The sequence below is a fragment of the Enterococcus sp. AZ177 genome, assembly GCF_050544585.1.
GTDB classification, from domain to species: Bacteria; Bacillota; Bacilli; order Lactobacillales; family Enterococcaceae; genus Enterococcus_L; species Enterococcus_L plantarum.
Map to the genome: position 1 here is coordinate 956778 of NZ_CP172944.1, position 25026 is coordinate 981803.

The 25026-nt window shown below is 35.6% G+C and carries 21 protein-coding genes; 15 read left to right on the forward strand and 6 right to left on the reverse strand.

Annotated features, from left to right (window positions below; genetic code table 11):
- The first annotated feature begins 15 nt into the window (after nt 1-15).
- The 3 genes from IGJ34_RS04545 to IGJ34_RS04555 are packed head-to-tail and all read left to right on the forward strand — an operon-like array spanning nt 16 to nt 3681.
- On the forward strand, nt 16-2097 hold the full coding sequence (locus tag IGJ34_RS04545) for a BglG family transcription antiterminator (protein WP_069655433.1): 2082 nt from the start codon (nt 16-18) through the stop codon (nt 2095-2097).
- 1 nt (nt 2098) lies between these two features.
- Entirely contained in the window at nt 2099-2533 is a 435-nt protein-coding gene (locus tag IGJ34_RS04550) for a PTS sugar transporter subunit IIA (protein ID WP_430598217.1), read from the forward strand.
- Nucleotides 2530-3681 (forward strand): mannitol-1-phosphate 5-dehydrogenase, encoded by a 1152-nt coding sequence (locus IGJ34_RS04555; protein WP_430598218.1) that lies wholly within the window; start codon nt 2530-2532, stop codon nt 3679-3681. Before IGJ34_RS04550 ends, IGJ34_RS04555 begins: the two co-directional genes overlap by 4 nt.
- Before the next feature lie 125 nt (nt 3682-3806).
- Here the strand turns inward: IGJ34_RS04555 and IGJ34_RS04560 are convergent, their stop codons facing one another.
- Nucleotides 3807-4997 (reverse strand): toxic anion resistance protein, encoded by a 1191-nt coding sequence (locus tag IGJ34_RS04560; RefSeq protein WP_181429559.1) that lies wholly within the window; start codon nt 4995-4997, stop codon nt 3807-3809.
- A 144-nt stretch (nt 4998-5141) separates the two neighbouring features.
- Complete coding sequence (locus IGJ34_RS04565; RefSeq protein WP_206837079.1) at nt 5142-5807, reverse strand: 5-bromo-4-chloroindolyl phosphate hydrolysis family protein; 666 nt, start codon at nt 5805-5807, stop codon at nt 5142-5144.
- A gap of 275 nt (nt 5808-6082) precedes the next feature.
- Here IGJ34_RS04565 and IGJ34_RS04570 point away from each other — a divergent pair, with 275 nt between their 5' ends.
- From IGJ34_RS04570 to IGJ34_RS04590, 5 genes are all read left to right on the forward strand, one after another.
- A complete protein-coding gene (locus IGJ34_RS04570; RefSeq protein ID WP_069654266.1) occupies nt 6083-6766 on the forward strand; it encodes a hypothetical protein in 684 nt (227 codons plus the stop codon).
- Nucleotides 6767-7073: 307 nt separating this feature from the next.
- Entirely contained in the window at nt 7074-7658 is a 585-nt protein-coding gene (locus IGJ34_RS04575) for an NUDIX domain-containing protein (RefSeq protein WP_430598219.1), read from the forward strand.
- Entirely contained in the window at nt 7655-7951 is a 297-nt protein-coding gene (gene macP / locus IGJ34_RS04580) for a cell wall synthase accessory phosphoprotein MacP (protein WP_069654268.1), read from the forward strand. Before IGJ34_RS04575 ends, macP begins: the two co-directional genes overlap by 4 nt.
- A gap of 16 nt (nt 7952-7967) precedes the next feature.
- Nucleotides 7968-8660, forward strand: a complete 693-nt coding sequence (locus IGJ34_RS04585) for a 5'-methylthioadenosine/adenosylhomocysteine nucleosidase (protein WP_206837074.1) — start codon at nt 7968-7970, stop codon at nt 8658-8660.
- Nucleotides 8661-8690: 30 nt separating this feature from the next.
- A complete protein-coding gene (locus IGJ34_RS04590) occupies nt 8691-9239 on the forward strand; it encodes a cysteine hydrolase family protein (protein ID WP_430598221.1) in 549 nt (182 codons plus the stop codon).
- Nucleotides 9240-9418: 179 nt separating this feature from the next.
- Here IGJ34_RS04590 and IGJ34_RS04595 read toward each other — a convergent pair whose 3' ends face one another.
- Both IGJ34_RS04595 and IGJ34_RS04600 read right to left on the reverse strand, forming a co-directional pair.
- A complete protein-coding gene (locus IGJ34_RS04595; protein ID WP_069654271.1) occupies nt 9419-9715 on the reverse strand; it encodes a GIY-YIG nuclease family protein in 297 nt (98 codons plus the stop codon).
- Nucleotides 9705-10439, reverse strand: a complete 735-nt coding sequence (locus tag IGJ34_RS04600; RefSeq protein WP_206837071.1) for a tRNA1(Val) (adenine(37)-N6)-methyltransferase — start codon at nt 10437-10439, stop codon at nt 9705-9707. Before IGJ34_RS04600 ends, IGJ34_RS04595 begins: the two co-directional genes overlap by 11 nt.
- A gap of 215 nt (nt 10440-10654) precedes the next feature.
- Here IGJ34_RS04600 and IGJ34_RS04605 point away from each other — a divergent pair, with 215 nt between their 5' ends.
- The 4 genes from IGJ34_RS04605 (at nt 10655) to IGJ34_RS04620 (ending at nt 18936) form a co-directional block, all read left to right on the forward strand.
- Entirely contained in the window at nt 10655-11275 is a 621-nt protein-coding gene (locus tag IGJ34_RS04605; RefSeq protein WP_069654273.1) for a lysophospholipid acyltransferase family protein, read from the forward strand.
- A 158-nt stretch (nt 11276-11433) separates the two neighbouring features.
- Entirely contained in the window at nt 11434-12573 is a 1140-nt protein-coding gene (locus tag IGJ34_RS04610; RefSeq protein WP_430598222.1) for an exonuclease SbcCD subunit D, read from the forward strand.
- A gap of 1 nt (nt 12574) precedes the next feature.
- Complete coding sequence (locus IGJ34_RS04615; protein WP_206848354.1) at nt 12575-15718, forward strand: AAA family ATPase; 3144 nt, start codon at nt 12575-12577, stop codon at nt 15716-15718.
- 20 nt (nt 15719-15738) lie between these two features.
- Nucleotides 15739-18936, forward strand: a complete 3198-nt coding sequence (locus IGJ34_RS04620) for a DEAD/DEAH box helicase (protein ID WP_069654276.1) — start codon at nt 15739-15741, stop codon at nt 18934-18936.
- Nucleotides 18937-18986: 50 nt separating this feature from the next.
- On the opposite strand, the gene IGJ34_RS04625 is transcribed toward IGJ34_RS04620, so the two are convergent.
- Entirely contained in the window at nt 18987-19697 is a 711-nt protein-coding gene (locus tag IGJ34_RS04625; RefSeq protein WP_430598223.1) for an HAD family hydrolase, read from the reverse strand.
- 804 nt (nt 19698-20501) lie between these two features.
- Between IGJ34_RS04625 and IGJ34_RS04630 the strand changes: the two genes are divergently transcribed.
- On the forward strand, nt 20502-22217 hold the full coding sequence (locus IGJ34_RS04630) for an ABC transporter ATP-binding protein (RefSeq protein WP_430598224.1): 1716 nt from the start codon (nt 20502-20504) through the stop codon (nt 22215-22217).
- A 121-nt stretch (nt 22218-22338) separates the two neighbouring features.
- Here the strand turns inward: IGJ34_RS04630 and trpS are convergent, their stop codons facing one another.
- A complete protein-coding gene (gene trpS / locus IGJ34_RS04635) occupies nt 22339-23355 on the reverse strand; it encodes a tryptophan--tRNA ligase (protein WP_069654279.1) in 1017 nt (338 codons plus the stop codon).
- A gap of 365 nt (nt 23356-23720) precedes the next feature.
- Between trpS and spxA the strand changes: the two genes are divergently transcribed.
- Together spxA and IGJ34_RS04645 are read left to right on the forward strand one after the other, a co-directional pair.
- Nucleotides 23721-24119, forward strand: coding sequence for a transcriptional regulator SpxA (spxA, locus tag IGJ34_RS04640; protein ID WP_069654280.1), 399 nt, complete (start codon nt 23721-23723; stop codon nt 24117-24119).
- A 252-nt stretch (nt 24120-24371) separates the two neighbouring features.
- Complete coding sequence (locus IGJ34_RS04645; protein WP_430598225.1) at nt 24372-25022, forward strand: adaptor protein MecA; 651 nt, start codon at nt 24372-24374, stop codon at nt 25020-25022.
- The last annotated feature ends 4 nt before the right edge of the window (nt 25023-25026 follow it).

Here is a 25026-nt window from a genome sequence, read left to right on the forward strand (position 1 = left end):
AGAGAGGAGAATTCTATGTATCTTTCAGCACGAGCTCGATTAATCTTAGAGCAGCTGCTAAACAATAACCGCCCAGTTTATATCAACGAATTAGCCGAAGATCTAAGTGTTAGTGCTCGCACTATTCGGCGTGATTTAAAAGAAGTTGAGGAGATATTATCTTCCTATCAGATTTGCTTGGTGAAAGAACATAGAATTTTGACTTTAAAAGGACATGATTCGGATAAACAGCGGTTTCGTTGGCAACTAATGGATCTTTCATATAACGAGTACAGCCCAGAAGAGCGTCAACAAAAGATTCTCAAAAGCTTATTGAAAGAAGAAGGGCTAAAACTAGTTGGTTTGGCGAATGATCTAAATGTCACGATTTCTACAATCAGCAATGATTTAACGAAAATTGAAGAGCGGCTACCAAAAACCGTTAAAATCGAAAGAAGAAGAGGATTTGGTGTCTCTTTACAAGCAGACGAAGCACAAAAAAGAGCATTGATGAGTGAGCTCTTTGGCCAGCAGTTTCCAGATTACCGTTTGCTAAAATTCTTTCAAGAAACGTCTAGGGATTTGGCCACTAGCGATTGGGTAGAAGACCGTTTGTTAGATTTCGTTAGTGAATCATTATTAAAAAAAGTAGAACGAAGCGTTAAGAGATGGCGCAGTGTTAATCCAGAGACAATTAGTGATGAAGCGTATGCTAATTTGATTGTGCATATTTCAATTTCAGTAGAACGAATGATTGCAGGAAAATTTATTCAAACGTATGAAAATAACATCGAATTGATTCATTATCCAGAATTTACTGCAGCGCAGCAAATGCTTGCTGAAATTTTAGAGCTGGAACCAGAAGTTGTTCCTAATGGTGAGGCAAGTTATGTAACAACACATCTTAGAGGGGTAAAAACAGCCAAAAGTACATTTCGATTCATGGAAAATGAAGAAATAGAAGTTATGATTTTAGTAAAAAAACTAATTGAACAAGTTGAATATGCGTTAGGCCAAAAACTACCTAAAAAGCATTTGACTAAGGGATTGATTGCGCACTTAAGACCGACATTGAGACGCTTACAACAAGGAATGAGAATTTACAATCCGCTGATTCATTCGATCAAACAAGATTATGAAGATCTGTTCAAAGTTGTTAGAAGAGCATTTGATCAAGTGTATCAAGAAAAACCAACGCCAGATGAAGAAATTGGCTATTTAGTTTTGCACTTTGGCGCAGTGCTATTGCAAGTGGAAAGTACCAATCGTTTTTCTGGACTAGTTGTATGTGCGAGTGGCATCGGAACCTCAAGAATGTTGGTAACTCGATTGAGGCAACGAATACCGCAATTAAAGAAATTAGAAACAGTCTCTTTGTTTGAATTAGGAAGAAAAAAAGCAGAGGGGTATTACAATATTATTATTTCAACGATTGATTTAGGTCAAGTAGATTTTGATTATTTTTTAGTTTCACCTATTTTAACAGAAAGAGAACTTTCTCAGATCAGTGTTTTTTTGAAAAGTTTACACAGTGGCTATCATAAAAAAATGGCACATGAAGAACAAGAAGCACAGTTGACTTTGTTTGAAGCAACTCACTTTTTAGAACAACAACAGATTTTCACGTCAATCGTTCTAGCGCTATTAAAAAATTTCAACTACTCCAAATTGAATGAAAACTTAGGGACGATGGAAGATGCGGTTCGGGTCATTTGTACACAACTTTTAGAGAAAGCACCAGAGATTGATGTTGAAGCGTTAGTTAGTACTTTTTTATATGATGGCAATTGGAAAGCTTTCGGTCTACCAGGGACAAAAATAGGGTTGTTTCATGCGCGTAATGAGTCGATCAAAGAACCGGTTTTTCAGCTATTTTCATTGGAACAGTCACTTTCTATTGAAACGATGAATCACACAAAAATGCCGATTGATCGAATTGTTCTATTAGTGGTTCCAGAGAAATTTTCACAAGAAGGGTTAGAAGTTATCAGTTATATCAGTACACTTTTTGTCGACGATCAAGATATGATCCAACAGGTGGAGGATGGAGTAAAGGAAGAGGTCACCACATATATTGCACAAAAATTGTTAACATATTTAGAATCGAGGGGAAAATAATATGATTGCGTTAAAAAAAGAAGACATTGTGTTGAAGAAACATTTTTCCGATAAAAAAAAAGCAATTGAAGCGGCAGGAAAACAGTTAGTAGATCAAGGATATGTTGAGCTGGACTATATTGAGAAAATGATTGAACGAGACCAATTGACCACAACGTACATTGGAAATATGGTGGCAATTCCACATGGAACAGATGACTCAAAACAACTAATCAATCAATCAGGAATTGTTATCTTACAAGTGCCAGAAGGTGTAGATTTTGATGGCAATGAAGTGAAATTGATTATTGGCATTGCAGGTGTTGGAGATGAACATTTGGAACTGTTATCTCAAATTGCTTTAGTTTGTTCCGAAACGGATAATGTCCAACAATTGATTGTTGCAGAATCAGAAGCGAAAATCATTGAATTATTTAAAAAGGAGGTGACAGTATGACAAAATTAGCTGTTCATTTTGGTGCTGGGAATATAGGTCGAGGCTTTATCGGTTGGTTATTGGTCCAAGCGGGATATGAAGTGATTTTTGCTGATGTGAATGAAAAAATTGTAGCTGAAATTAATGATCAAGGTCACTATGAAGTGATTTTAGCAAATGCAGAACAAGATCGCTCAACAGTTAAAGGGATCAAAGCTATCAATAGCGCTACTGAAACTGAAAAATTAGCTTCCTATATTAGCGAAGCTGAAATTGTCACAACAGCAGTAGGTCCGACCATTTTACCACATTTAGCAGAAGTCCTTGCAAAAGGGATTGAATTAAGAGCTGCCTCTAATCGATACTTAACAGTGATTGCTTGTGAGAATATGATTGGCGGGTCTGAAATGCTAAAATCGATGATTGTTCCTTTGTTATCCACTGCTGCAAGGAGCTATGTTAGTGGGTTTGTTGTCTTTCCTAATTCAGCCGTTGATCGTATCGTGCCAAATCAGGATCATGATAATCCACTGACTGTGACAGTAGAACCGTTTTATGAATGGGTGGTAGAGGAACCCTTAGACGAAAAAAACGCACCGAAAATCATTGGATTACGTTATGTTCCAGACTTAACACCTTATATTGAGCGTAAGCTATTTACAGTGAATACAGGACATGCAGTGACTGCTTATTTTGGCCATATGAGAAATATAGAATCGATCGAAGATGCGATTCATAACGAAAAGGTTCTTTTTATTGTCCGTAGTGCATTAGAAGAAACAGGTGCCTTACTAGAAAAAAAATTTCACTTTTCCCATCAAGAACATCAAGCTTATATTGATAAAATTATTGAGCGTTTTAAAAATCCATATGTTTCTGATTTTGTGACGCGTGTCGGTCGATCTCCAATTAGAAAAATAGGGAAGAATGATCGATTCATTCAGCCAGCTAGACAATTTGTTGAAGCGTTTAACGAAACACCAAAAGCCTTAGCAATTGCAATTGCGGCTGCAATGAAATTTGAGGAACCGACGGATGCAGAAGCTTGTGCACTACAAGAAGCTATTAAAGAACAAGGATTGGATCAAGCGATTGAACAATATACGGGCTTAAAACCTTATACAAAACTCTTTGAGAAAATAAAAACGTCTTATCATGAATTAGTGTAAAAAGAGGAAGCTAGGACAGAAGCGTTTATTTCCGAAGGGATTGCTTCTGCTCCCACCGTTTATGCGCATTTAGGGTGTGATACAAAAGTGATTTTTACTTTTGTCCCACACCCCTCTTTTTGATGTTATTGTGTTAATTCCAATAACTTGCTCTTTAAATCTTCTTCCATATGCCCCAACTCGATTTCAGCAGCACGACGTTTTTCTTTTCCTTCTTGCTGAATCCGTAAAGTCTCTTGGATCGTTTCAACTAAATCATTTTGCGTTTTTTGTAATGTATCGATATCAACGATTCCGCGTTCATTTTCTTTCGCTGTCTCGATTGCAGAAATTTTAAGCATCTCAGAATTTTTCTTCAAGAGATCATTTGTAGTCTCAGAAACTTGACGTTGTGCTGTGACTGCTTCTTTTTGACGTAAAAGTGTCAACGCGATCACCACTTGGTTTTTCCAAAGCGGGATGGCAGTGTTGATAGAAGCTTGAATTTTTTCTGCTAAAGCCTGATTCGTATTTTGAATCAAACGTATTTGAGGTGCTTGTTGAATCGTGATTTGACGAGCCAAACGTAAATCGTGGGTTCGCTTATCTAAACGATCCAAAAATTGTGTATAATCGTTAGCGATTTGAACATCCATTTGATCACCGGATTCTTCTGCTTTTTTCATCGCTTCCGGAATGATCGTAGTTTGTAACTCTTCCATCTTCAACTCACCAGCTGCGATGTAAATGTTCAATGCGTCAAAATAATCTTTATTTTTATTGTACAATTGATCAAGCATTAAATTATCTTTCAAGAGACCATTTTTTTCGTGCTCTAATTTAATCGAAATTTTATCGATTTGAGCACCGATTTTTTGGTATTTCGCAGTGATTTCAAAAACGGATTTTTTTACTTTACCAAGCATTTTTGAAAAGAAATTCCCTTCACCAGCTCTAAGCTGATCAGGATTGGCTTCACTTAGACGAAACATCAAGTCAGTTAAAGAATCACCGACTGGACCAATATCTTGTGCTTGAACATGATTTAACATTGATTGCGAAAATTCACTTAATTTGGTTTGTGCTGCAGAGCCGTAAGTGATGACAGCTTGAGAGTCTTGAACATCTATTTTTGAAGCCAGTTCTCTCGCTTGTGCTTGTCTGTCTGCAGGCAATTTATCGACTAAACGAGTGGCAACTTGTTGATCGTTCAAAGCAGAAATTTCACTTTGCTGTGTAGTTGTTAACGAATCAACAGGTGTTGAAAATGGGTTATTTAATAGATCATCCAGTGTATCATTAACTGGTGTGATGTCTTTTGGGTTATTTTCCATCATGATTCCTCCTAAATTTAAAAGATGAATGGATTAACTAATATTAAAAGTATAGCGTACCTATTTAGGATTAAGAGCAAAATGATACAACATTCTAGTTTGTTCTATTTTTACTAAAGTTCCTATTATTCACTAGGTTCAAGGTAACTATTTCTGATTATCAGTACGTTCATTATCTCTGTTTAAGCTGTTTTTAGCAAGAGAAATCTCTACATCTAAGTCTTCTAAATCTTCTGCTACAAATTGCTCATAATCTTTTTTAATCAGCTTTGAAACTTGATCAATGATTTGGGCACTTTCTTCCAATTTTTCGTATGTTTGTTTCGTTTTGATTTCATGATTATCAATTTCTAAATACTTTCCAGTTAAATCGACTAAATTAGGTAAGTGCGTATAAAGAAAGTGATTCGCTAAGTGTAATTTCTTTGGATCTTTGACTAATTCTTTAAACAAGGCTTTTGATACTCGTAAGGTATCGTTACGTAAGTCGATTGCTCTTAATTTAGTAGAAGCATTCATATTTTCTTGCAACTGAATGATTTGTTTTTTCGTAGTGTTCATTGTATCTCGGAAGAAGACGATTTCTTGGTTCGTCATGCCGAGTGTTTCATAATGTTCTTCTTTAGACTTGGTAAGAGTAGGCAATTGTTCTTCTTTTTTTCCAGACTTTTTCTTTGATCCAGTAAAAAGTAAGACGATAAGAAGTAAAAAAACGACCGCCACCACTGGTACGTGAATACCTGTAATAAAACGCAGAATGAAACCTGCTAAAATCAAATAAGCAATTATTTGGATAAATTTTCCTTTTCTCATTTAAATTCCCTCCAATCATTTATTTCCTCGAAAGGTACTATCCTTCGCTATATAAGCTATTTTAGCACATTCTAGACCAGAAAGAATATCAGTCCAAAGGTTGATTTTAATTATTTAGAGAAAATGTAATGAATACCTAGGGAAAATCCCTTTTTTTCCTACTTTAGATGTAGGCTGAATAAATCAGTTCACAAAAAAGTCAAAAAGAATTTCAAGAAAAATAGAGTGTCGTGAGGTATAATAGAAGATAATGATTAGGAAAAAGGAGAAATCTTGTGAAAAAATATAAAATCATTACCATATTGTTAGTTGGATTAATAATTTCAGGTTGTTCTGGGCGTAAAGTTGTAGAAGATTTTGACGATGATGACGTTTATATAGAGGAAAGTAGTTCTAGCGTAGAAGAATCAAGTTCATATGGAGATGATGAAGTATTTTATGAACCTAGAGATACCTCTTCGACAAATGATTCAATGGATGAAAATAAAGCAGCTACCGAAGAAACCAAAGAGCCAGCTAAGGGTAAGGTAGAAGTAATTAAAACAAAAAATGGGCATTTCAAAGTAGAGCTTACAGATGGTTGGCAGTCAGTTGAAGCGAAAGAATTAAGTGACAATGCGGATGTTAGTTTAAAGAATGCCTCAAATGAAGAATATTATATGGTTTTAAGTGAAGCTAAAAAAGACTTTGAAAGCTTTGATGCATTCAAGAGCTCTGTTGATTTGTCTGACCTGGGGGAAAGAACAGATGAAAAGAAAGAATCTATCAAGTACAATGGTTTAAAAGGAGAGCGCCGGACGTTTACTGCGAGTAAAGAGGGTGTGGACGTTTATTATACGTATGATTTGATGGAAAGTAAGGATCATTTTTTACAATGCATCAGCTGGACATTAGCAGATCAAAAAGAGAGTAATAAAGCTGATTTGATCAACATTATGAACTCACTAGCTGAATTATAAAAATAGTTGAATAAAGCAACACTAATTAATGGGATCAAAATGATGAGAGGTGAAGTAGGACTAGTTGTTATCTAGTTTAGCTTCACCTTTTTTAGGTTATTATTGGATGAGACTGTACCCATTGTAATTTACTGGTATAATTAGAGGAGACAAAAAGAGGCTTAAAATGTTTAATTAATTGATAATAAATACAGGCAACATCGTAAAAATAGCTGTTTGTAGCGAAGAAAGGATTCACAAAAAGAACGATAAGTGATAAAATTTCAAAATTAAGGTATTATATCCATAGAAAGATTGGTGAACTTGCATGATGAATTTTGAAGACTTTGAAGAAAAGACGATTTCAAGAAAAGAGATATTCAAGGGACATATGATTGATGTTGTTTTGGATGAAGTAAGCTTGCCAAATGGAGAGACAAGTAGACGTGAATTAGTTTTTCATCCAGGAGCAGTTGCAGTCATTCCTATTACAGCAGACAATAAGATGATTATGGTGAAGCAATTTAGAAAACCAATGGAAAAAGTTCTTTTAGAAATTCCAGCTGGGAAAATCGATCCTGGTGAACATGATCATCCAAAAGAGACTGCTGAACGAGAATTAGAAGAGGAAACAGGCTTTCGAGCGAATATGTTTACTTTTGTAACGTCTATGTATGTTTCTCCTGGATTCGCTAACGAGCTCCTTCATATTTATTATGCCGAAGATTTAGAAAAAGTTCCTAATCCTCGTCCTCAAGATGATGACGAAATTTTAGAATTATATACATTAACATTAGAAGAAGCAAAAGCAGAAATAGCTAGCGGACTCATCTGTGATGCAAAAACGATTTTCGCCGTGCAATACTGGGAACTGCAGCAATTAAAAACGCTGCTTAAGGAGGATAAACGATGAGTAAAGGTCCGCTGGTCACTCGGACAGAATTACGGAGACGAAAAGAAGAAGCTGACAAAGAAGCACAAAAATTATTTGAGCAAGAACAAAAAGAAGCTGATAAAGAGTACCGTAAAAAAGAAAAAGAAATTTCTAGTTTTTATCGAAAAGAACACAAGAAGCAAAAAGAAATTACAAAATCACGTTCAAATGAGCAAACAAAAATCCGTGAACGCAGCAATACGTTAACGAAAGCGATTGTTGTTGTAGCAATTTTGTTGGCCATTGTAATATTTATAGTATTGAATTTATAGAAAAGAGGAAGTCACAATGAAAATTGGAATTATCGGTGCAATGGATCAAGAAGTAAAAAGATTAAAAGAAGCTTTGTCTGATACTCGATCTTGGGAACGAGCTGGGGCAGTTTTTGTTTCAGGTTCTTTAGGGCGTCATGAAGTGATTGTGGTCCGTTCAGGAATTGGTAAAGTCTTGTCTGCCGTTACAACTGCTTTGTTGATTCATCAATATGGTGTGAATATGGTAATCAACACTGGATCAGCCGGTGGGATTGGGCAAGGCTTATCAGTAGGAGACTTAGTGATTGCTGATAAATTAGCTTATTTTGATGTAGACGTTACTGGATTTGGGTATCAACCTGGACAATTACCAGGTATGCCGTTGTATTATGAATCAAGCGACTATTTAAAAATCGAAATGAAAAAAGCTGCTGAGAAAACGGGTATGTCTATTCATAATGGGTTGATCGTAACAGGAGATTCTTTTGTCAATGATCAGAAAAAAGTGAAAGAAATCATTGCCGAATTTCCAGAAGCATTGGCTTGTGAAATGGAAGGTGCGGCAATTGCTCAAGCAGCAGCGCAATTCAATATTCCATTTCTAGTTGTCAGAGCAATTAGTGATACAGCTGATAATGAAGCATCTCAAACCTTTGATGAGTTTATCGAAGAAGCAGGAGAAAAATCGGCACAAATGGTAATTAATTTTGTGGAGCAGCTTGTTTAATTTAAGGTGCTTTTAAGTGGAGGACCAAGTATGAAAGCGTTGATCTCGATTGATTATACAAATGATTTTGTTGCAACAGAAGGTGCTTTAACTACAGGGAGTGCAGGTCAAGCAATCGAGCAAGCTGTAGTTGAGGTAACGAAGATATTCACGAAGAATAATGACTTTGTAGTCTATGCAATTGACCGCCATGAACAACAGGATCAATATCATCCGGAGAATACACTGTTTCCACCTCATAATATTGCTGGTACAACTGGGCGAAAGCTTTACGGAGAACTTGCGGATCTTTATGAGAAGACATGTGAACAACCTAATGTTTATTGGATCGATAAGCGCCATTATTCAGCTTTTAGTGGGACAGATTTAGATATTCGTCTTCGTGAAAGAAACATTACAGAGGTTCATTTAATCGGAGTTTGTACGGATATTTGCGTGTTGCATACTGCTGTGGATGCCTATAATTTAGGATATAAAATCGTCATTCAGAAACATGCGGTTGCGAGTTTTGATCCAGTTGGACATGAGTGGGCATTGAACCATTTCCAACAAACGCTAGGAGCAGAAATAATTGAATAAATGTGAAGGAATTTCTATTGCTCCCAGTGTTTGTCAGGCTTTCTTAGGAGTGTGGTGTGACTATTAGAGTCACCACCACACTCCTTTTTGTATAAAATAGCTTAAAAGCGTCACTATTTTTGTGTTAAGTAGACAATCAAGTTATATTAGTAAAAGTATGTTATTTTTTGTAGCATGAGTTAAAAGAATGGACCGGATCGTTTATCACATCCAGCGGCATCTTTCTCTTTTAAATAAGCAATTTTGTGTCTTCTTGTCAGTTTTTTAAACGCATATTCTGCTTTTGTAGCGTCACTACGGCTACTGAATTTTTCAACATGAATCATTTTAGCAGGTAATCTAGAAGGGAGTCGGGTGTATTTTGCACCAGTTCCACTATTATGTTCTTTTAAACGTCGAGCAGGGTCTGTTGTATACCCACCATAAAAAGTATCATCTTTACAGTGAAGTACATAAAAATAGTGATCAGTCTCCATACAACATCGCCTTCATTTCTGGTAGGTAATTATTTTGTTCGTCATACGTGAATAAGGGTGGTAAAACTCGAAAGCCATCTTTTTTCCCTTGTTTGATGCCTTCAATCAATAATGTGTTTGCTTCTTTTCCAACTTTGGGATAAACAAAGCGAACTCGTTTAGGAGCAATATTTGCTGATTCCATGGCATGTAATATATCTAAAAAACGATCGGGGCGATGCACCATTGCTAGACGTCCAGTTGTTTTTAAAAGCTTTGCCGATACATCGATCACTTCTGTTAATGTTGTATGGATCTCATGGCGGGCAATTGCTAGGTGAGGATTCGGATTTTTTTGACTGGTTGGTAGTTCTTTAAAATAGGGCGGATTACATAAAACCAAATCCACTGAGTCGGGTTTAACTACAGATGTCGCGTTTTTTAAATCTAATTCGAACATAGTCATTTGTTCTGCTAATTGATTTAGTTGAATGCTTCTTTTTCCCATATCTGCTAAACGGTGTTGTAATTCGATTTGTATGATTTGAGCTTTTGTTTTACGGCTGGCAAATAAACCAACAGCACCATTTCCAGCACAAAGGTCAACAATCTTACCGTTTTTTGGAAAAGAAGGAAAATTTGCTAGTAAGACAGCATCTATTGAAAAAGAAAACACTTCTTTACTTTGAATGATTTGAATATCATCTGCAAATAACTGATCGATTCTCTCTCCTGGTAATAACATATATAATCCCTTCCTTTATTTTTATTCAGTTTAACATTATTTCCGAAGGGATTGTTTCTCCTCCCGGGAATCAGCCTTCCTAAGCTCTTTGATGGAACGTAAGGTATCCTTATATTATACTACGATTAAGAGAGAGAAGAAACCTGTGAAAAAGACTTGTCAAATGCGTTTGTTTTCGGCATACTTATAGCTAGTGAAAAGAAAGGAAGAAAGACATGTTTTTTACATTTATGCGTGGCGTTGTTCGGGTTGTTTTATTCATTATAAACGGCAATGCACACTATGAAAAGAAAGACCGCATTCCTCAAAATGAAAATTATATTTTAGTTGCCCCTCATAGAACGTGGTGGGAGCCTTTATATTTAGCTGTCGGGGGATCACCCAAAAAGTTTAGTTTTATGGCGAAAAAAGAATTATTCAAAAATCCTTTCCTACGTTTCATTTTGAAACACGCCAATGCTTTTCCTGTTGATCGAGAAAAACCAGGACCAAGTGCTATCAAGACACCTGTAAAAACATTGAAAAGCACAGATTTAAGCTTGGTGATGTTTCCTAGTGGAACACGTCATTCATCTGAGTTAAAAGGTGGCGTAGCACTGATTGCAAAAATGGCTAAAGTGAAGATCGTTCCAGCTGTTTATCAAGGACCGTTATCGTTGAAAGACTTATTTAAACGCCGTCGAGTGACCGTTCGCTTTGGAGAACCAATCGATGTTAGTGACATTGCAAAAATGGATAAAGAAGGAATTGCTGAGGTTGAGCGTAGATTACAAACAAGTTTTGACAGTTTAGATCAAGAAATCGACCCTAATTTTAACTATGAAGTGAAGAAATAGCAGATAGTGTTGCATTTTAAAAATTTTGAGCTTGAGTATGACTTTAAGAGTTGTATTTCAGGCTTTTTTCACTTTCAATAAATTCTATACGTTTGAACAATATATTTTTCCGTAAATTTGGTATAATAGTAAGAAGGACTTTTTTAGGTGGTGGAAACATGCGTTTTTTACATACAGCCGATTGGCATATTGGCAAAAAATTACATGGTTATGATTTATTAGAGGAGCAAGCAGATGCATTCCAACAGATTCTGACAATTGCAAAGAATGAAGAAGTAGAGGTAATTGTCATTGCAGGTGATTTATATGACCGGTCAGTTCCATCTGTTGAGGCAATTGACGTTTTCAATCGCATGATTGTAGAAATGAATTTACAAGAAAAATTCCCAGTGTTGGCAATCTCTGGAAATCATGACAGTAGTACTCGTTTAGAAACGGGAGGGCCATGGTTTGTTCAGTCGGATTTCCATTTAAATACTCGTTTAGATCAGACATTTGAGCCTGTGGAGATGGGGAATACTCAATTTTTCTTATTGCCTTATTTTGAACCTATTTCAGCTCGATTGTATTTTGATAATGAAGAAATTCGGACGATCGAACAGGCGATGAAAGAAGTGATCAGCGCTATGGAAAAACGATTTAAACCAGATAGGGCACATGTTTTAGTTAGTCATTTTTTTGTGGCAGGCAGCGAAAAATCTGACTCAGAAACAAAATTGATGGTCGGTGGTTTGGACACAGTACCGTTATCATTATTAGAGCCTTTCGACTATGTTGCGTTAGGGCATCTACATGGGAAAAATGCGTTGCAAGCTGAAAATGCTCGTTATAGTGGGTCACCATTAAAATTTTCATTATCAGAAATGAATCAGAAGAAAGGTGTTTGGATCGTAGATACTGAGGTGGATAAATCAACAGTTAAATTTAAAGAAATCACACCGTTAAGAGATGTTTTACAAATCGAAGGTAGTTTTAAAGAGCTGATGGCACAAGATTTTTATGAGTCGATCGATCGCGAAAATTATTTACACATTCAATTGACAGATCGTGCTGTCATTCCCAATATGATGAATCAACTACGTCAAATCTATCCTAGAGTCATCGGTGTCGAACGGTTATTTGGAAGAGAAGAACGACAGAAAAAGAACGAAACAAAAAAAGAAATCAAAACATTAGCACCTACTGAATTAGTGAATCAGTTTTTTTCAGAAGTAACTGGAGAAGAAATGACTCAACAACAACAAATGTGGATCAAAGACAATTTAGAAGCGCTTCATCAAGCAGAAAGAGGGAAATAAGTTGAAACCATTAACACTAACCTTAAAAAACTTTGGACCTTATATTGCTGAAACGATTGATTTTAATAAATTTGAGGATTCTTCATTATTTTTAATTAGTGGGAAGACTGGCTCAGGAAAAACGACGATTTTTGATGGGATGAGTTATGCTTTATTCGGTGAAAGTTCTGGGAAATTACGTCAAGGCAAAGAAATGCGGTCAACATTTGCTGATCCATCGGAACCAACAGAAGTTCATTTGGCTTTTTCACATGGGGACCATTTATATGAGATCACGAGAAAACCCGAACAAGAATTGTATAAAAAACGTGGAGATGGAACACGAACGCAAAGTGCTAAGATATCCCTGATCGTCAAAGATTCTTCTGGAAAAGAGCTAAGGGAATATACGAAACGCCGAGAAGTTGATAGCTTTATTCAAGAATTGTTGCATTTGGATGCAACCCAATTTGCTCAAATCGTTCTCTTACCTCAGGGAGAATTTCGAACATTTTTGATTGCAAATAGTAACGATAAGGAAAAAGTGTTACGAAATTTATTTGGTACCCAATTGTATCAGAACTTAAATGAACAGTTAAAGACACAACTGAAAGCTGTCAATAAAGGAATTGAAGCGACGCAACAACTGATTCAAGCAAAATTAGATCAACTTTATTGGCAAGAACCATTACCAGAAGACCTGTCTGTAGAAGAACAATTAGCAGAGTTGAAGCTACAACAAGAAATGATGATCAAAGAACAAGAGAATGGAAAATCAGAGTTAACGATTCTACAAAAACAAAAATCAAGCAAAGAGCAAGAAAAATTCGTTTTAGAGGAACTTGCCAATACGTTTGCAAAACAAAGCCAGCTAAAAAAACAAAAAGAAGAACTTGATCAAGCTACTGAAATGATCGAAAAATTAAGAACGGAAGAACAGCAACTTCAATGGGTAAAAAATCATCAAGGCTTGATTGAGAAAATCGATGAAAAAACCAAATTAATTTTAACTTACGAAAAAGAGCTGAAAGAAAATCGAACAGATCAAGAAATGCAACAACAACGAATCCAGGAATGGGAAAGTGCGCAACAGGAAAATTCAGATCAAATCGCGGACATAAATAGGGCGAAAGAAAGAGTCACAACATTACAATTCCAAATTCCTTTATATGAAGAGCAGGAAAAAGTATCAAGTATACTTAAAAAAGATTCTTTAGAATTAGAAGTCGTAACGTCAAAGCTCACTGAAATACGAGGAACACAACTCAAAACAGAACAAGAGTATCAACTAGAGCGAAGTGTCATAGAAAGACAGAATCAAATTGAAAAAGAACAGCTAGAATTAGAGCGCCATCAAGAACAATGGCAGACTTTTTTAGAAAATTTTGATATACAGCAGCAACTTAAAGCCAAAGAAATCACAATCAATGAACAGTTAAGTACTAAGAATGAAGAGCTCAAGATATCAATCATTGAGAAAGAGAAAATCTATCAGGATGTCGCAAAACAAAAAAGCGAATGGGCAAAAATGCAGATTAGTCGTTTAAGTTTATTTCTAGTAGAGGGTGAACCATGTCCAGTCTGCGGTTCAGTAGAGCATCCAAATCAAAACGAACATCAAGAATTTTCATTAGAGGAAATTCAGGCTATAGAAAATCAGCTGAATGACATCGAGGAAATTGCTCAAAAACAAGAGGCAAAAGTTGCAAAATTACAAGCCGAAGTAAGTCAAACGAAGAATACTGAAGAAGAGTTGAAAAAAGAATTAGAACGACAAAACAAAAAAATTCATTCACTGTTTGAACAATTACAAGCAAAACAAATCATCGCTCTCAAAGAACCATTGACCGCCGAAGGGATAGAGCAAACAACAAGTGATTTTCAAACGTTATCAGTTAAACTTGAAGATGAGTTGGAACGAATTGAAGCGGCAAAAAATAGAATCATTGAATTAGAAAAAATACTCAAAGAGCAACAAGCTAAAGTGTCTGAACAAGAAATAATCGTGAGTGAAAAGCAGCAAGAACAAGCCGCAAATCAGACCAAACTAAAAACAATTACAGAACAATTGATTAATGAGGAACTTACGTTAGTAGAAATAAAGAATAACCAAAAACAATTGGAACAACAAATTAGTCAATGGGAAACTCAAAAAGAAGAAATCGACACACAATTAAGGAAACACAAAGAACATCTATTGTTATTGAAAAATAGTGAAACGCACCTAGCAAAAGAACAGACTGCAAATTTAAGTGAGAAACAAGCATTAGAAAAACAATTTTTAGAGGTCTTAAAAGAATCAAGTTTTGAACTAGACGAAAATATAGTTCGTATTTTATTGAGAGAAGTACCGAAATTAGAAGCTATTAAAGAAGAATTGACAGATTTTGATAAGAAAAAAGATCAATTAATTTTTCAATTAGCCGAACTAGAACAAAAGCTTGAAAATAAAGAAGAGCCAGAAATAACGAGCTTACTTGAGGAAATCGAAACAGTCACAGCTTCCCTTCAAATGAAAGAAGCAAACTATTATCAACAGCAAGAAAAAATCCAAGCAAATGAAACCGTTCAAAAACAAGTCAAAGAGCTGATTTCTTCCGTTGAACAACAGTGGGAAGAGGTAACTGCCTTGCATCAGTTGGCAACGACTGTCAATGGTGATAACCCAAGAAAAACCAGCTTGGAGAGATATGTGCTGCAAACCTATTTAGAAGAAGTGTTAAAAGTAGCGAATCAACGTTTAGGTTTATTGACGAATAATCGTTATCAATTTGAATTGAATCAAGATTCAGGGAGTTATAAAAATCAAACGGGTCTTGAAATCAATGTGTATGATGACAATGCCGGCAGTACCCGCAGTGCACATACATTATCTGGTGGTGAAAGCTTTATTGCGGCACTAGCCTTAGCTTTATCGTTAGCGGAAGTGATTCAAGAACAGGCTGGTGGTGTTTTAATAGAAGCTTTGTTTATTGATGAAGGATTTGGCTCTTTAGATGAAGAATCCTTGGAAATGGCAATGGAGGCGTTAGAAACAATCGAAAATGAAGGAAGAATGATCGGTATTATCAGCCATGTAAGTGAACTAAAAGCAAGAATTCCACAGCAATTACAAATCAAAACAAACGGAAATGGTCAAAGTCAAGTGACCTATCAAACGGCTTAAACAGCCCAGGAGGTGAAAGTATGAAGTGGAGTATTCCAGAACGAATCGTTGAACGTGGTAGAGAGTATATGAAAGAAGGCAGAGTCTTATCTGTCATACAAGATCCAGAGAAAAAAATCTGGCATGCAGAAGTTCTAGGTAATGAATTGTACCGTGTGCAACTAGATGGAACTGCTAAAGAAAATGATATTTGTGAGTGTCCTTATTGGAAAGATCATGGTTATTGCAAGCACACCGTTGCAGTAGAGTTATATCTACGCCAAAAAGGAACTTCACGAATCATCAAAGCAGATCAACCTATTACCTTTGAAAAACGATCTTTGTCTATTTCAGAGATGTTTACCAAAGGGTTCGCTAAGTTGAATCAAGTGGAAGAAAAAAGTAAGATTACACCACTGACAGTTGAATACATCGTGGATGTTATTGAAACCAACAGTTATTATCCAGAATTAGCCGTTTTAGGTGTTTCATTACGCCTTGGCAATCAAGGAGTCAAACCTAAAACTTATATTATCAAAAATATTGGAGAATTTTTCCAGACCTTTCAAAAAGAAGGGAGCTTTTTAATCAATAAGCAGCATCGTTTTGATTTAGTGAAAGATGCCTTTTCTGTTGAAAATCAAGAGCTACTGCAGCAACTTTCGGCAATTTACCAAACCAGTCAATTACTTGGCGCGAATGGAATCCAAGTCAAAGGGAAAATCGATAAACGATACCTTGTACTACCAATCGATCAAGGCCAAAAACTACTTGAAAAAATGTCTCTGATCCCGCACTTTCAATTAAATGATGAGGGAAAAAAATATCGGCATCTTTCATTCGTAAAAGGAGCACTACCGATCTTTTTCGATATCAGTAAGCAACCAGATAATCAGTATAAATTGTTGATCGATGATCAAATCACAACCTTTTTATCTCATTATCAATGGGGGTTCAGCAAAGACCAAGTCTACATTTTTACACAAGAACAAGAAGCAATCTATACGACGTTATTACAATTATTAAAACGAGTCGAAAAACCTGAGATCATCTATGAAAAGCCTGAGTTATCAGATTTATTCGGCGGGGTGATCCCATTACTGAAAAAAATAGGAACAGTCAATGTCACGGAAGAAGTGACAGAAGAAGTTGTCTACCATCCGTTAGAACCAATCTTTATTTTTCGGAAAATCAAGGGAATGATCAAAGTCAGAGTCGATTTTACTTATGGCAAGGTTGTTTTCTCAACGGAAAAAGCGTATTCAGTTGCTTCAGGAGAAAATCAAGAAGTTGTTCGTGACGGTAAAAAAGAACAAGAAATTATAGAACAGTTAATCGCTTTTGGTTATCAAAAAACGACGGATGGTTATGAAAAAACGTTACCAGCAGGTGAACGCTTGTACTATTTCTTTAAAGCAGAAGTTCCAACTTTCCGTCATTTAGGTGAAGTTCGCATGGGCAAGAAGTTGCGGGAACTCTATTTAGATGCTGCCCATCATCAACCACTGATTGAAGTTTCTGATTCAGATTCTTGGTTAGACGTGCGTTTTGACATTACCGGAATAGCCGAACAAGAAATTGACGAAGTGTTAGCGAGTCTGTTACGAAACGATCGTTTTTATACGTTGGAAACAGGAGAAGTTCTATCCTTAGATTCGGAAGAATTTCAGCAGACAAGTGAAGTTCTGACCCTGTTACGGAAAAATATGAAAAACGTTCAAGGGACAATACAAGTTCCGAGAAATCAAGGCTTAATGATCGAAAGTATGCTTGAAAATAATACGCAAGCACATTTTTCAGATTCCTTTAAAGAAATGGTATCAAACTTAACGCATCCAGAAAAATTTGATGCTGTGTTACCTGAAAAAATCAATGCTACGCTTAGAAGTTATCAAATTGACGGATATAAATGGTTAAAAATGCTTAGCTATTATCAATTTGGTGGAATTTTAGCGGATGAAATGGGACTGGGAAAAACACTTCAAACAATCACATATTTATTATCAGAAAAAGAGGAACAAAAACAAACAGGAGCTGCCTTGATCGTGGCACCGGCTAGTTTGATTTATAACTGGGCTGCTGAGCTAAAGAAATTTGCTCCAGACTTACAAGCAGAAGTAGTTGCTGGAAATAAATCTGAACGTGAAAGGTTGGCTAATCAAGCTGATCTGGATGTTTTAATTACTTCGTATGCTAGTCTTAGACAAGATATTGACATGTATCAAGGGTTAAATTTAGGGTATTTGATTTTAGATGAAGCCCAAATGGTGAAAAATAGTGGTACAAAAACAGCTCAAGCTTTAAAAAGTTTGACGGTCCCACAACGATTTGCTTTAAGTGGGACACCGATTGAAAATAATTTAGATGAGCTGTGGTCAATTTTTCAAATGATCATACCAGGATTGTTCCCATCTAAAACATTATTTAGATCGATGAAACCAGAAGAAATTGCTAGAATAATCCAGCCGTTTATTTTGAGACGAGATAAGAAAACGGTATTAGCAGACTTACCAGATAAGATCGAAAGTAATCTGTACAGTGTCCTTACAGAAGAACAAAAAACTGTCTATTTAGCATATTTAAAACAAATGCAGGAAAATGTTAGCCAGATGGACCAAGATGCTTTTAAGAAGAATCGCTTGAGTATTTTAGCTGGTTTGACTCGTTTGCGCCAAATTTGTTGTGATCCTAGCTTATTCATAGATGATTATACAGGCGGCTCTGGAAAATTAGAGCAAGTTAAAGATCTGTTAGTCGCTGCGAAAGAAAATAACCGACGGGTGTTGCTTTTTTCTCAATTTACAAGTATGCTGTCGATCATCGAAAAAGAATTGCACGACTTAGATTTATCAACCTTCTATTTAAGAGGAAGTACGAAACCTAAAGAACGCATGGAGATGGCAGATGCATTTAATGCAGGAGAAAAAGATGTCTTTTTAATTTCATTAAAAGCAGGTGGAACAGGATTAAACCTAACTGGAGCGGATACTGTGATTCTCTATGATTTATGGTGGAATCCAGCAGTGGAAGAACAAGCAGCTGGACGAGCGCATCGAATCGGCCAAAAAAATGTTGTTGAAGTATGGCGAATGATAGCAGAAGGCACCGTTGAAGAAAAAATGAATTCTTTACAACAAGAAAAACGTGAGTTATTCCAAAAAGTGATCCAAGGAAACGAAGAGCAATTAGCGAAGATGACAGAAGAAGATATTCGGATGATCTTGAGTATCGGTGAATAGAAAAATACAGCGTAGGCTTAGAGAAAAATCTAAGCTTACGCTGTATTTTTTTATGAAAATAAAGATTGGATCGTCGGAAACAAATCGTCAAATGAAGTAACTTCTTTAACGTGATAGGCTTCTTCATTAGCAGGCATTTCGCGTAAACGATGATTGAACCATAAAGATTTCCAGCCGCCATTTTTAGCGCCACAGATATCATTTTCAAAACTATCTCCAACATATAATGTGCGTTCGCAATCCATACCAAATTCTTTTGCGGCAAGATCAAAAATTTCTCTTTCTGGTTTTTGAAAGCCAGTACTTTGAGAAATGATAATGTTGTCAGTTGGAACCCAATTTTCTAATTGAAGTTGTTTTACTTTTTTGAATTGATGATCTGTTGGACCATTCGTTATGATTCCCATCGGAATATTTTTCTCTTTCAAAAAATCAAAAATTTTTTTTACTTCTGGATGCATAACGATGTTATCCAGTTCTTCTTCGTACGTTTTTTGGAATGTAAGACCATCTTCTTGTGAGACAGCTTGATATTTTAGATCTTTTAAAGATTCATTAATACGGAAAAAGCGCATATATTCCAGAGTCCATTCATTTGCCATGACCTTTGGAAAAGTTTCATCGCTATGAAGACGAAAGCGGATATATAGCTCATGCATGTCTTCTTCTTTCACGCAAGGAAAGCTCGATTTAATTGCGTTTCTAAATGGTTGTTGCTGGTCATAAATTGTGTCATCAACATCAAAAACAATTGTTCTCATTAAAAAAATTGCACCCCTTAATAATTTTCAGAAAGATTTTCAAAATCCTTTTCCATTGTAGCGAACTTCCATACAAAAGAACAGAAAGAAATTTTTAATTTAGATTAGAATGCAGAAAGGGATAAACAGTTAGAAGGATAGCGAGGAAAAAGTAAGGGGCTAGCAATGAAGATTTTATAAATTAATCAGAGTAAAAAATAACCATAAAAAAACAAATGTTTCTTAATTGAAATATGAATAAAAAAACATATCTTTAGAATCGGTTCTTCAAAAAAGTAATGTTGTTAGTAGAATTTTGAAGTGGAAAAAAATGTATACATTTAGTATAATAAAAAACAGAAACACCGATCAGGCCTATCTTCCCCAAGACATAAGCAACTCATCGGTGTTTATCGTGATGTACATGTATACGTATAATTTAACAAATCCTTTTTATATTTTCAAGTGATTGACATAACACTATGTTGAATGTTTCAAAATGTATAAAAAACCAGATCGAATGTCTTTTTCAAATTTTTAATTTGATTGTGTATCCCTTTTTTCGCTTCCTTAATAGCAAAAGTTGCGCTAAAAAGTTATGAAAAGACAGACTAGCTATATAAATCGCTATAATCGTAGGTTTACAACTTCTGCATCTAATATTTAGGAGGGTTGCTGATTTCGCCAATCAAAATTGAAATTTTCATACAGTAATTAGTTTCGTCTAATTCATTGATTTTTTGTTGAATAGTAAGAATGTTCAAACTTTGCATCCACTACTTTCTTTGCGTATAATAGTTATGGTGTCAGGAGAAAGGGGCGTTTATGTTAAAACGATTTTTTAGTTATTATCGACCGTATAAGCACTTATTCATTTTAGATTTTAGTTGTGCAGTTTTTGCAGGGTTATTGGAATTATCATTTCCAGTTGTGGTGAATCAAGTTATCGATAAAATTATGCCAAAGGGGAATTTCCGATTGATTGCCTTGGCTAGCATCGGTTTGCTTTTATTTTATATACTGAATACTTTTCTACAGTATATCGTGGTATTTTTTGGTCACAAATTAGGGGTAAATATTGAAACAGATATGCGCCGTGAGCTGTATGGGCATTTGCAGACGCAGCCGTTTGAATATTACGATAATCAAAAAACAGGGAAGTTGATGAGTCGTTTAACAACAGATTTATTTGAAATTTCAGAAGTCGCTCATCACGGACCAGAAGATATATTTATTACAGTAATGACCGTAGTTGGTTCGTTTTACTTGATGCTTCGTATCCACGTACAGCTGGCTTTGGCAACGTTTATTGTGTTACCTTTTATTACCATCGCTTTGGTTTTCTTTAATAAGAAAATGACAAAGGTCAACACAAAAATTTACGATAATCTTGGAGAATTTAATGCTGGCGTGGAAGCTTCGGTTAGTGGGATTCGTGTGACACAGTCTTTTGCGAATGAACCATTTGAACGTCAACGTTTTGAAGGATTGAATCAAGCGTATCGCCAATCTAAAATTACATTTTATAAAGTAATGGGGATCAGTTCAGCATACAATTACTTTTTGATCCGTTTGATCAACTTGTTTACACTAATTTTTGGGGCGTATTATACGATTAAAGGCGAAATTACCGATGGGCAGTTTGTTGGGTTTATTCTTTTATCCAATGTCTTTGTTCGTCCGATTGAAAAAGTGAATAATATGATTGAAAGTTACCCAAAAGGAATCGCTGGATTTAGGCGTTTTACTGAAGAAATCGATAAAAAACCTGCAATTCAAGATAAGCCGGATGCACTCAAGGTAAATCAGTTGCACGGTGATATCATTTATGAAGATGTTTCATTTTCTTATGCGGATTCTACGAAAGTGTTGAACCATATCAATTTGCGGATCGTACCTGGTGAAACTGTCGCTTTTGTGGGTCAAAGCGGTTCTGGAAAGACAACATTATGCAACTTGTTGCCGCGCTTTTATGAGGTGACAGAAGGGCAAATTACCATTGACGGAATCAATATTCAAGACATGACACTCGCTTCATTGAGAAGTCAAATAGGTATTGTCCAACAAGACGTTTTCTTGTTTCCTGGAACGATTCGTGAAAATATTGCTTATGGCAAGCTAGATGCAACAGAAGAAGAAATCCAAAAGGCTGTTCAATTAGCTCATTTGGGAAAAGTTGTGGATCAAATGTCAGAAGGATTAGATACGATGATCGGTGAACGTGGGGTTAAACTTTCTGGTGGGCAAAAACAACGAGTGGCAATTGCTCGAATGTTTCTTAAAAATCCGCCGATATTAATTCTTGATGAAGCAACATCTGCTTTAGATACGGAAACAGAACAAGTCATTCAAGAATCATTGAATTCTTTAGCAGAAGGTAGAACGACGTTAATTATTGCTCATCGCTTAGCAACGATCAAACACGCGACACGGATCATTGTTGTCAGTGATAAAGGGATTTTAGAAGAAGGAACACATGAAGAATTACTAGTAAAAGGTGGCCATTATCGTCGCTTGCATGATGCACAATTTAGGGATTAAAAAAGTTGGGGCAGAAGGTTAACCCTGAGAAATAAGAAGGGGGCGCTTCTACTCCAACTATTTAGTCGGATTACTTGAGACTGAGATATGACTCGTAGAGCTATGTCTTAGTCTCTTTTTTTTATTTTCGTTTACGAGGTTTTCTTCCTAAACCGATAGCATTTTTCATTCGCTGTAAGGTTTTATTAGCAACTAGACGAGCTTGTTCAGCACCTTTGTCTAGGATGTCATCTAATTCATCAGAAGCAAGTAATGCATGGTAACGCTCTTGGATCGGACTTAGTAGGTCAACAACAGCTTCAGCTAAGTCGGCTTTAAATTCACCGTATCCTTTACCTGAATAAGCTTCAGCTAATTCTTCAACTGAACGACCAGTTGAAGCAGAGAAAATATTTAGTAAATTAGAAATACCAGGTTTGTTTTCCGGATCGTATTCAATAACTCCAGTTGAATCGGTTACGGCAGACTTAATTTTCTTGCGAATGACAGCGGGTTCGTCCAGCATTGAAATAAAGCCTTTCGCATTTGAATCTGATTTACTCATTTTGCTTGTTGGATTTTGTAAACTCATCACACGTCCGCCTTGTTCAGCGATTTTAACTTCTGGGAGGACTAAAATCTCTTGATTTGCTTGTCCATACCGTTTGTTGAAGCGTTCAACAAAGTCTCGTGTCAATTCTAAATGTTGTTTTTGGTCATCTCCGACAGGAACGAGGTTTGCATTATACAAAACAATATCTCCTACCATTAAAGGCGGATAAGTTAAAAGACCAGCACTTACTCCAGTACGACCATTTTTTTGTGATTTATCTTTAAATTGAGTCATTCGCTCTAATTCGCCAATCGTTGTATTGCATTGAATGATCCATGCAGCTTCAGCATGAGCCGATACTTCTGATTGAATGAAGATTGTTGCTTTTTCTGGGTCCAATCCTACAGCTAAATACAGCGCAGCTAAACCACGTGTCTGTTGACGAAGCTTCAATGGATCTTGAGGAACAGTGATGGCATGTTCATCAACGATACAAAAATAACAGTTATAGCTATTTTGTAATTCAATAAATTGTTTCATTGCACCAATATAATTTCCAATAGTTGGTATTCCGCTAGGCTGAATGCCCGAAAAAATTGTTTCCATATAGTTACCACCTTAATCTATTAATAAAAAGTCATTGATATCATTATACAGCTAAAAATAAAAAAAAACAGGATTACCGAAAAAAAATAAAATGTCAGAATTTTTAAACTAGCACAGATGTATCAGTTTTAGAAAACTGTATTAGTTTAATGGAATATGAAAACGTTCCATTCTTATATAGAAAAAAAACGAATTTTATTTCAATATTTAAAAAAAACACGTAAAATAACGAAAAAAAATATTTTTTCTTGCAAAAAGAGCTAGTATTTTTATTAGAAATTGGGTATACTTAATTTAAATAGGAAAACAGTTATGCTTCCTGTTTCAAAAAAAGTGATAAAAAATCACAAAAAGGAGTGATGCACATGTTGACACTTTATACTTCCCCAAGTTGTACGTCTTGCCGTAAGGCTCGTGCATGGTTGCAAGAACACGAGATTCCATTCAGAGAAAGAAATATTTTTTCAGAACCATTGAATATTTCAGAATTGAAGGCAATTTTGCGAATGACAGAAGACGGTACTGAAGAGATTATCTCTACTCGTTCTAAGGTTTTCCAAAAACTTAATATGGATTTGGATGAACTTCCGTTGCAAGACTTGCTAGAGTTAGTAAAAGAGAATCCTGGATTGTTGCGTCGACCAATAATGATTGATGAAAAAAGATTACAAGTTGGTTTTAATGAGGATGAAATTCGACGTTTCTTGCCAAGAGGAGTAAGGCAGTTGGAATTACGTCAAGCGCAATTGATGGCAGGTTTATAAAATGTAAAAGAAAACCTTTGACTTTGTGACAAGGGTTTTCTTTTTTATTCGATTTTACATAGAAAATGGTTTATTTAAATTTTTTGAAATTATATAAATGTGTATATAAGCATTCAGATCAAATTTTTAGGAATATACTAAGACAGTTGTTTATTTAAAAATATTATTACTTTTCCCTTTACATTTGGCGTGATTCCGCTACAATGTACGTAAGAATAAGTTTCCTGATTAGCAAAAGTGAGGTGTAGCGACATGGAAATGGAACATATCAATGAGAATACCATACGTGTGTTGATCGGTAATGAAGATTTAGCTGATAGAGGAATCACCTTTTTAGATTTACTCGGCAATCACAAAGATGTAGAAAACTTTTTCTACAGTATTTTAGAAGAGGTTGATGTGGAAGATGAATTTCAGGGCAGCGAAGCTGTTACCTTTCAGGTTCTGCCAAAAAGTGATGGATTGGAACTATTTATTAGTAAGAATGCATCGATTGATGAAGTTTCTAATTTTGAAGGATTCAATGATCTTAATTCAGAAGAAGTTAGTAATATAATTCGCAAACAAATCGAAGAAGATTTTGCTGATGAGACACAAGAATTCGCTGATAATACAGTGAAAAATTTAGTGTTTGAGTTGACTGATTTTGACACAATGGTTCAATTGGCAAATGAAGTATTCTTACAGTCTGTGATAGCGAATTTATATACATTCAAAGGAACATATTATCTCCAAGTCATTTTCTTATTGGATGAATTAGGCAAAGCAGATGTAGAAAATGAATTAGCTCAGTTACTAGAATTTGCTGATTTATCTGTGGTGACACCTGAGACATTGAATGAATATGGAACGTGTATTATGGAACGCAATGCGTTAGAATTAACAAGATACTATTTTGAATAAACAG

What these genes read in the sequence shown, in the direction of transcription:
- IGJ34_RS04565 (WP_206837079.1), bottom strand. Translation starts at nt 5,807, where the DNA reads ATGAGAAAAGGAAAATTTATCCAAATAATTGCTTATTTGATTTTAGCA.
- IGJ34_RS04545 (WP_069655433.1), top strand. Translation starts at nt 16, where the DNA reads ATGTATCTTTCAGCACGAGCTCGATTAATCTTAGAGCAGCTGCTAAAC.
- IGJ34_RS04605 (WP_069654273.1), top strand. Translation starts at nt 10,655, where the DNA reads ATGTTTTTTACATTTATGCGTGGCGTTGTTCGGGTTGTTTTATTCATT.
- macP (WP_069654268.1), top strand. Translation starts at nt 7,655, where the DNA reads ATGAGTAAAGGTCCGCTGGTCACTCGGACAGAATTACGGAGACGAAAA.
- IGJ34_RS04555 (WP_430598218.1), top strand. Translation starts at nt 2,530, where the DNA reads ATGACAAAATTAGCTGTTCATTTTGGTGCTGGGAATATAGGTCGAGGC.
- spxA (WP_069654280.1), top strand. Translation starts at nt 23,721, where the DNA reads ATGTTGACACTTTATACTTCCCCAAGTTGTACGTCTTGCCGTAAGGCT.
- trpS (WP_069654279.1), bottom strand. Translation starts at nt 23,355, where the DNA reads ATGGAAACAATTTTTTCGGGCATTCAGCCTAGCGGAATACCAACTATT.
- IGJ34_RS04630 (WP_430598224.1), top strand. Translation starts at nt 20,502, where the DNA reads ATGTTAAAACGATTTTTTAGTTATTATCGACCGTATAAGCACTTATTC.
- IGJ34_RS04550 (WP_430598217.1), top strand. Translation starts at nt 2,099, where the DNA reads ATGATTGCGTTAAAAAAAGAAGACATTGTGTTGAAGAAACATTTTTCC.
- IGJ34_RS04585 (WP_206837074.1), top strand. Translation starts at nt 7,968, where the DNA reads ATGAAAATTGGAATTATCGGTGCAATGGATCAAGAAGTAAAAAGATTA.
- IGJ34_RS04645 (WP_430598225.1), top strand. Translation starts at nt 24,372, where the DNA reads ATGGAAATGGAACATATCAATGAGAATACCATACGTGTGTTGATCGGT.
- IGJ34_RS04595 (WP_069654271.1), bottom strand. Translation starts at nt 9,715, where the DNA reads ATGGAGACTGATCACTATTTTTATGTACTTCACTGTAAAGATGATACT.
- IGJ34_RS04590 (WP_430598221.1), top strand. Translation starts at nt 8,691, where the DNA reads ATGAAAGCGTTGATCTCGATTGATTATACAAATGATTTTGTTGCAACA.
- IGJ34_RS04620 (WP_069654276.1), top strand. Translation starts at nt 15,739, where the DNA reads ATGAAGTGGAGTATTCCAGAACGAATCGTTGAACGTGGTAGAGAGTAT.
- IGJ34_RS04575 (WP_430598219.1), top strand. Translation starts at nt 7,074, where the DNA reads ATGATGAATTTTGAAGACTTTGAAGAAAAGACGATTTCAAGAAAAGAG.
- IGJ34_RS04625 (WP_430598223.1), bottom strand. Translation starts at nt 19,697, where the DNA reads ATGAGAACAATTGTTTTTGATGTTGATGACACAATTTATGACCAGCAA.
- IGJ34_RS04560 (WP_181429559.1), bottom strand. Translation starts at nt 4,997, where the DNA reads ATGATGGAAAATAACCCAAAAGACATCACACCAGTTAATGATACACTG.
- IGJ34_RS04610 (WP_430598222.1), top strand. Translation starts at nt 11,434, where the DNA reads ATGCGTTTTTTACATACAGCCGATTGGCATATTGGCAAAAAATTACAT.
- IGJ34_RS04600 (WP_206837071.1), bottom strand. Translation starts at nt 10,439, where the DNA reads ATGTTATTACCAGGAGAGAGAATCGATCAGTTATTTGCAGATGATATT.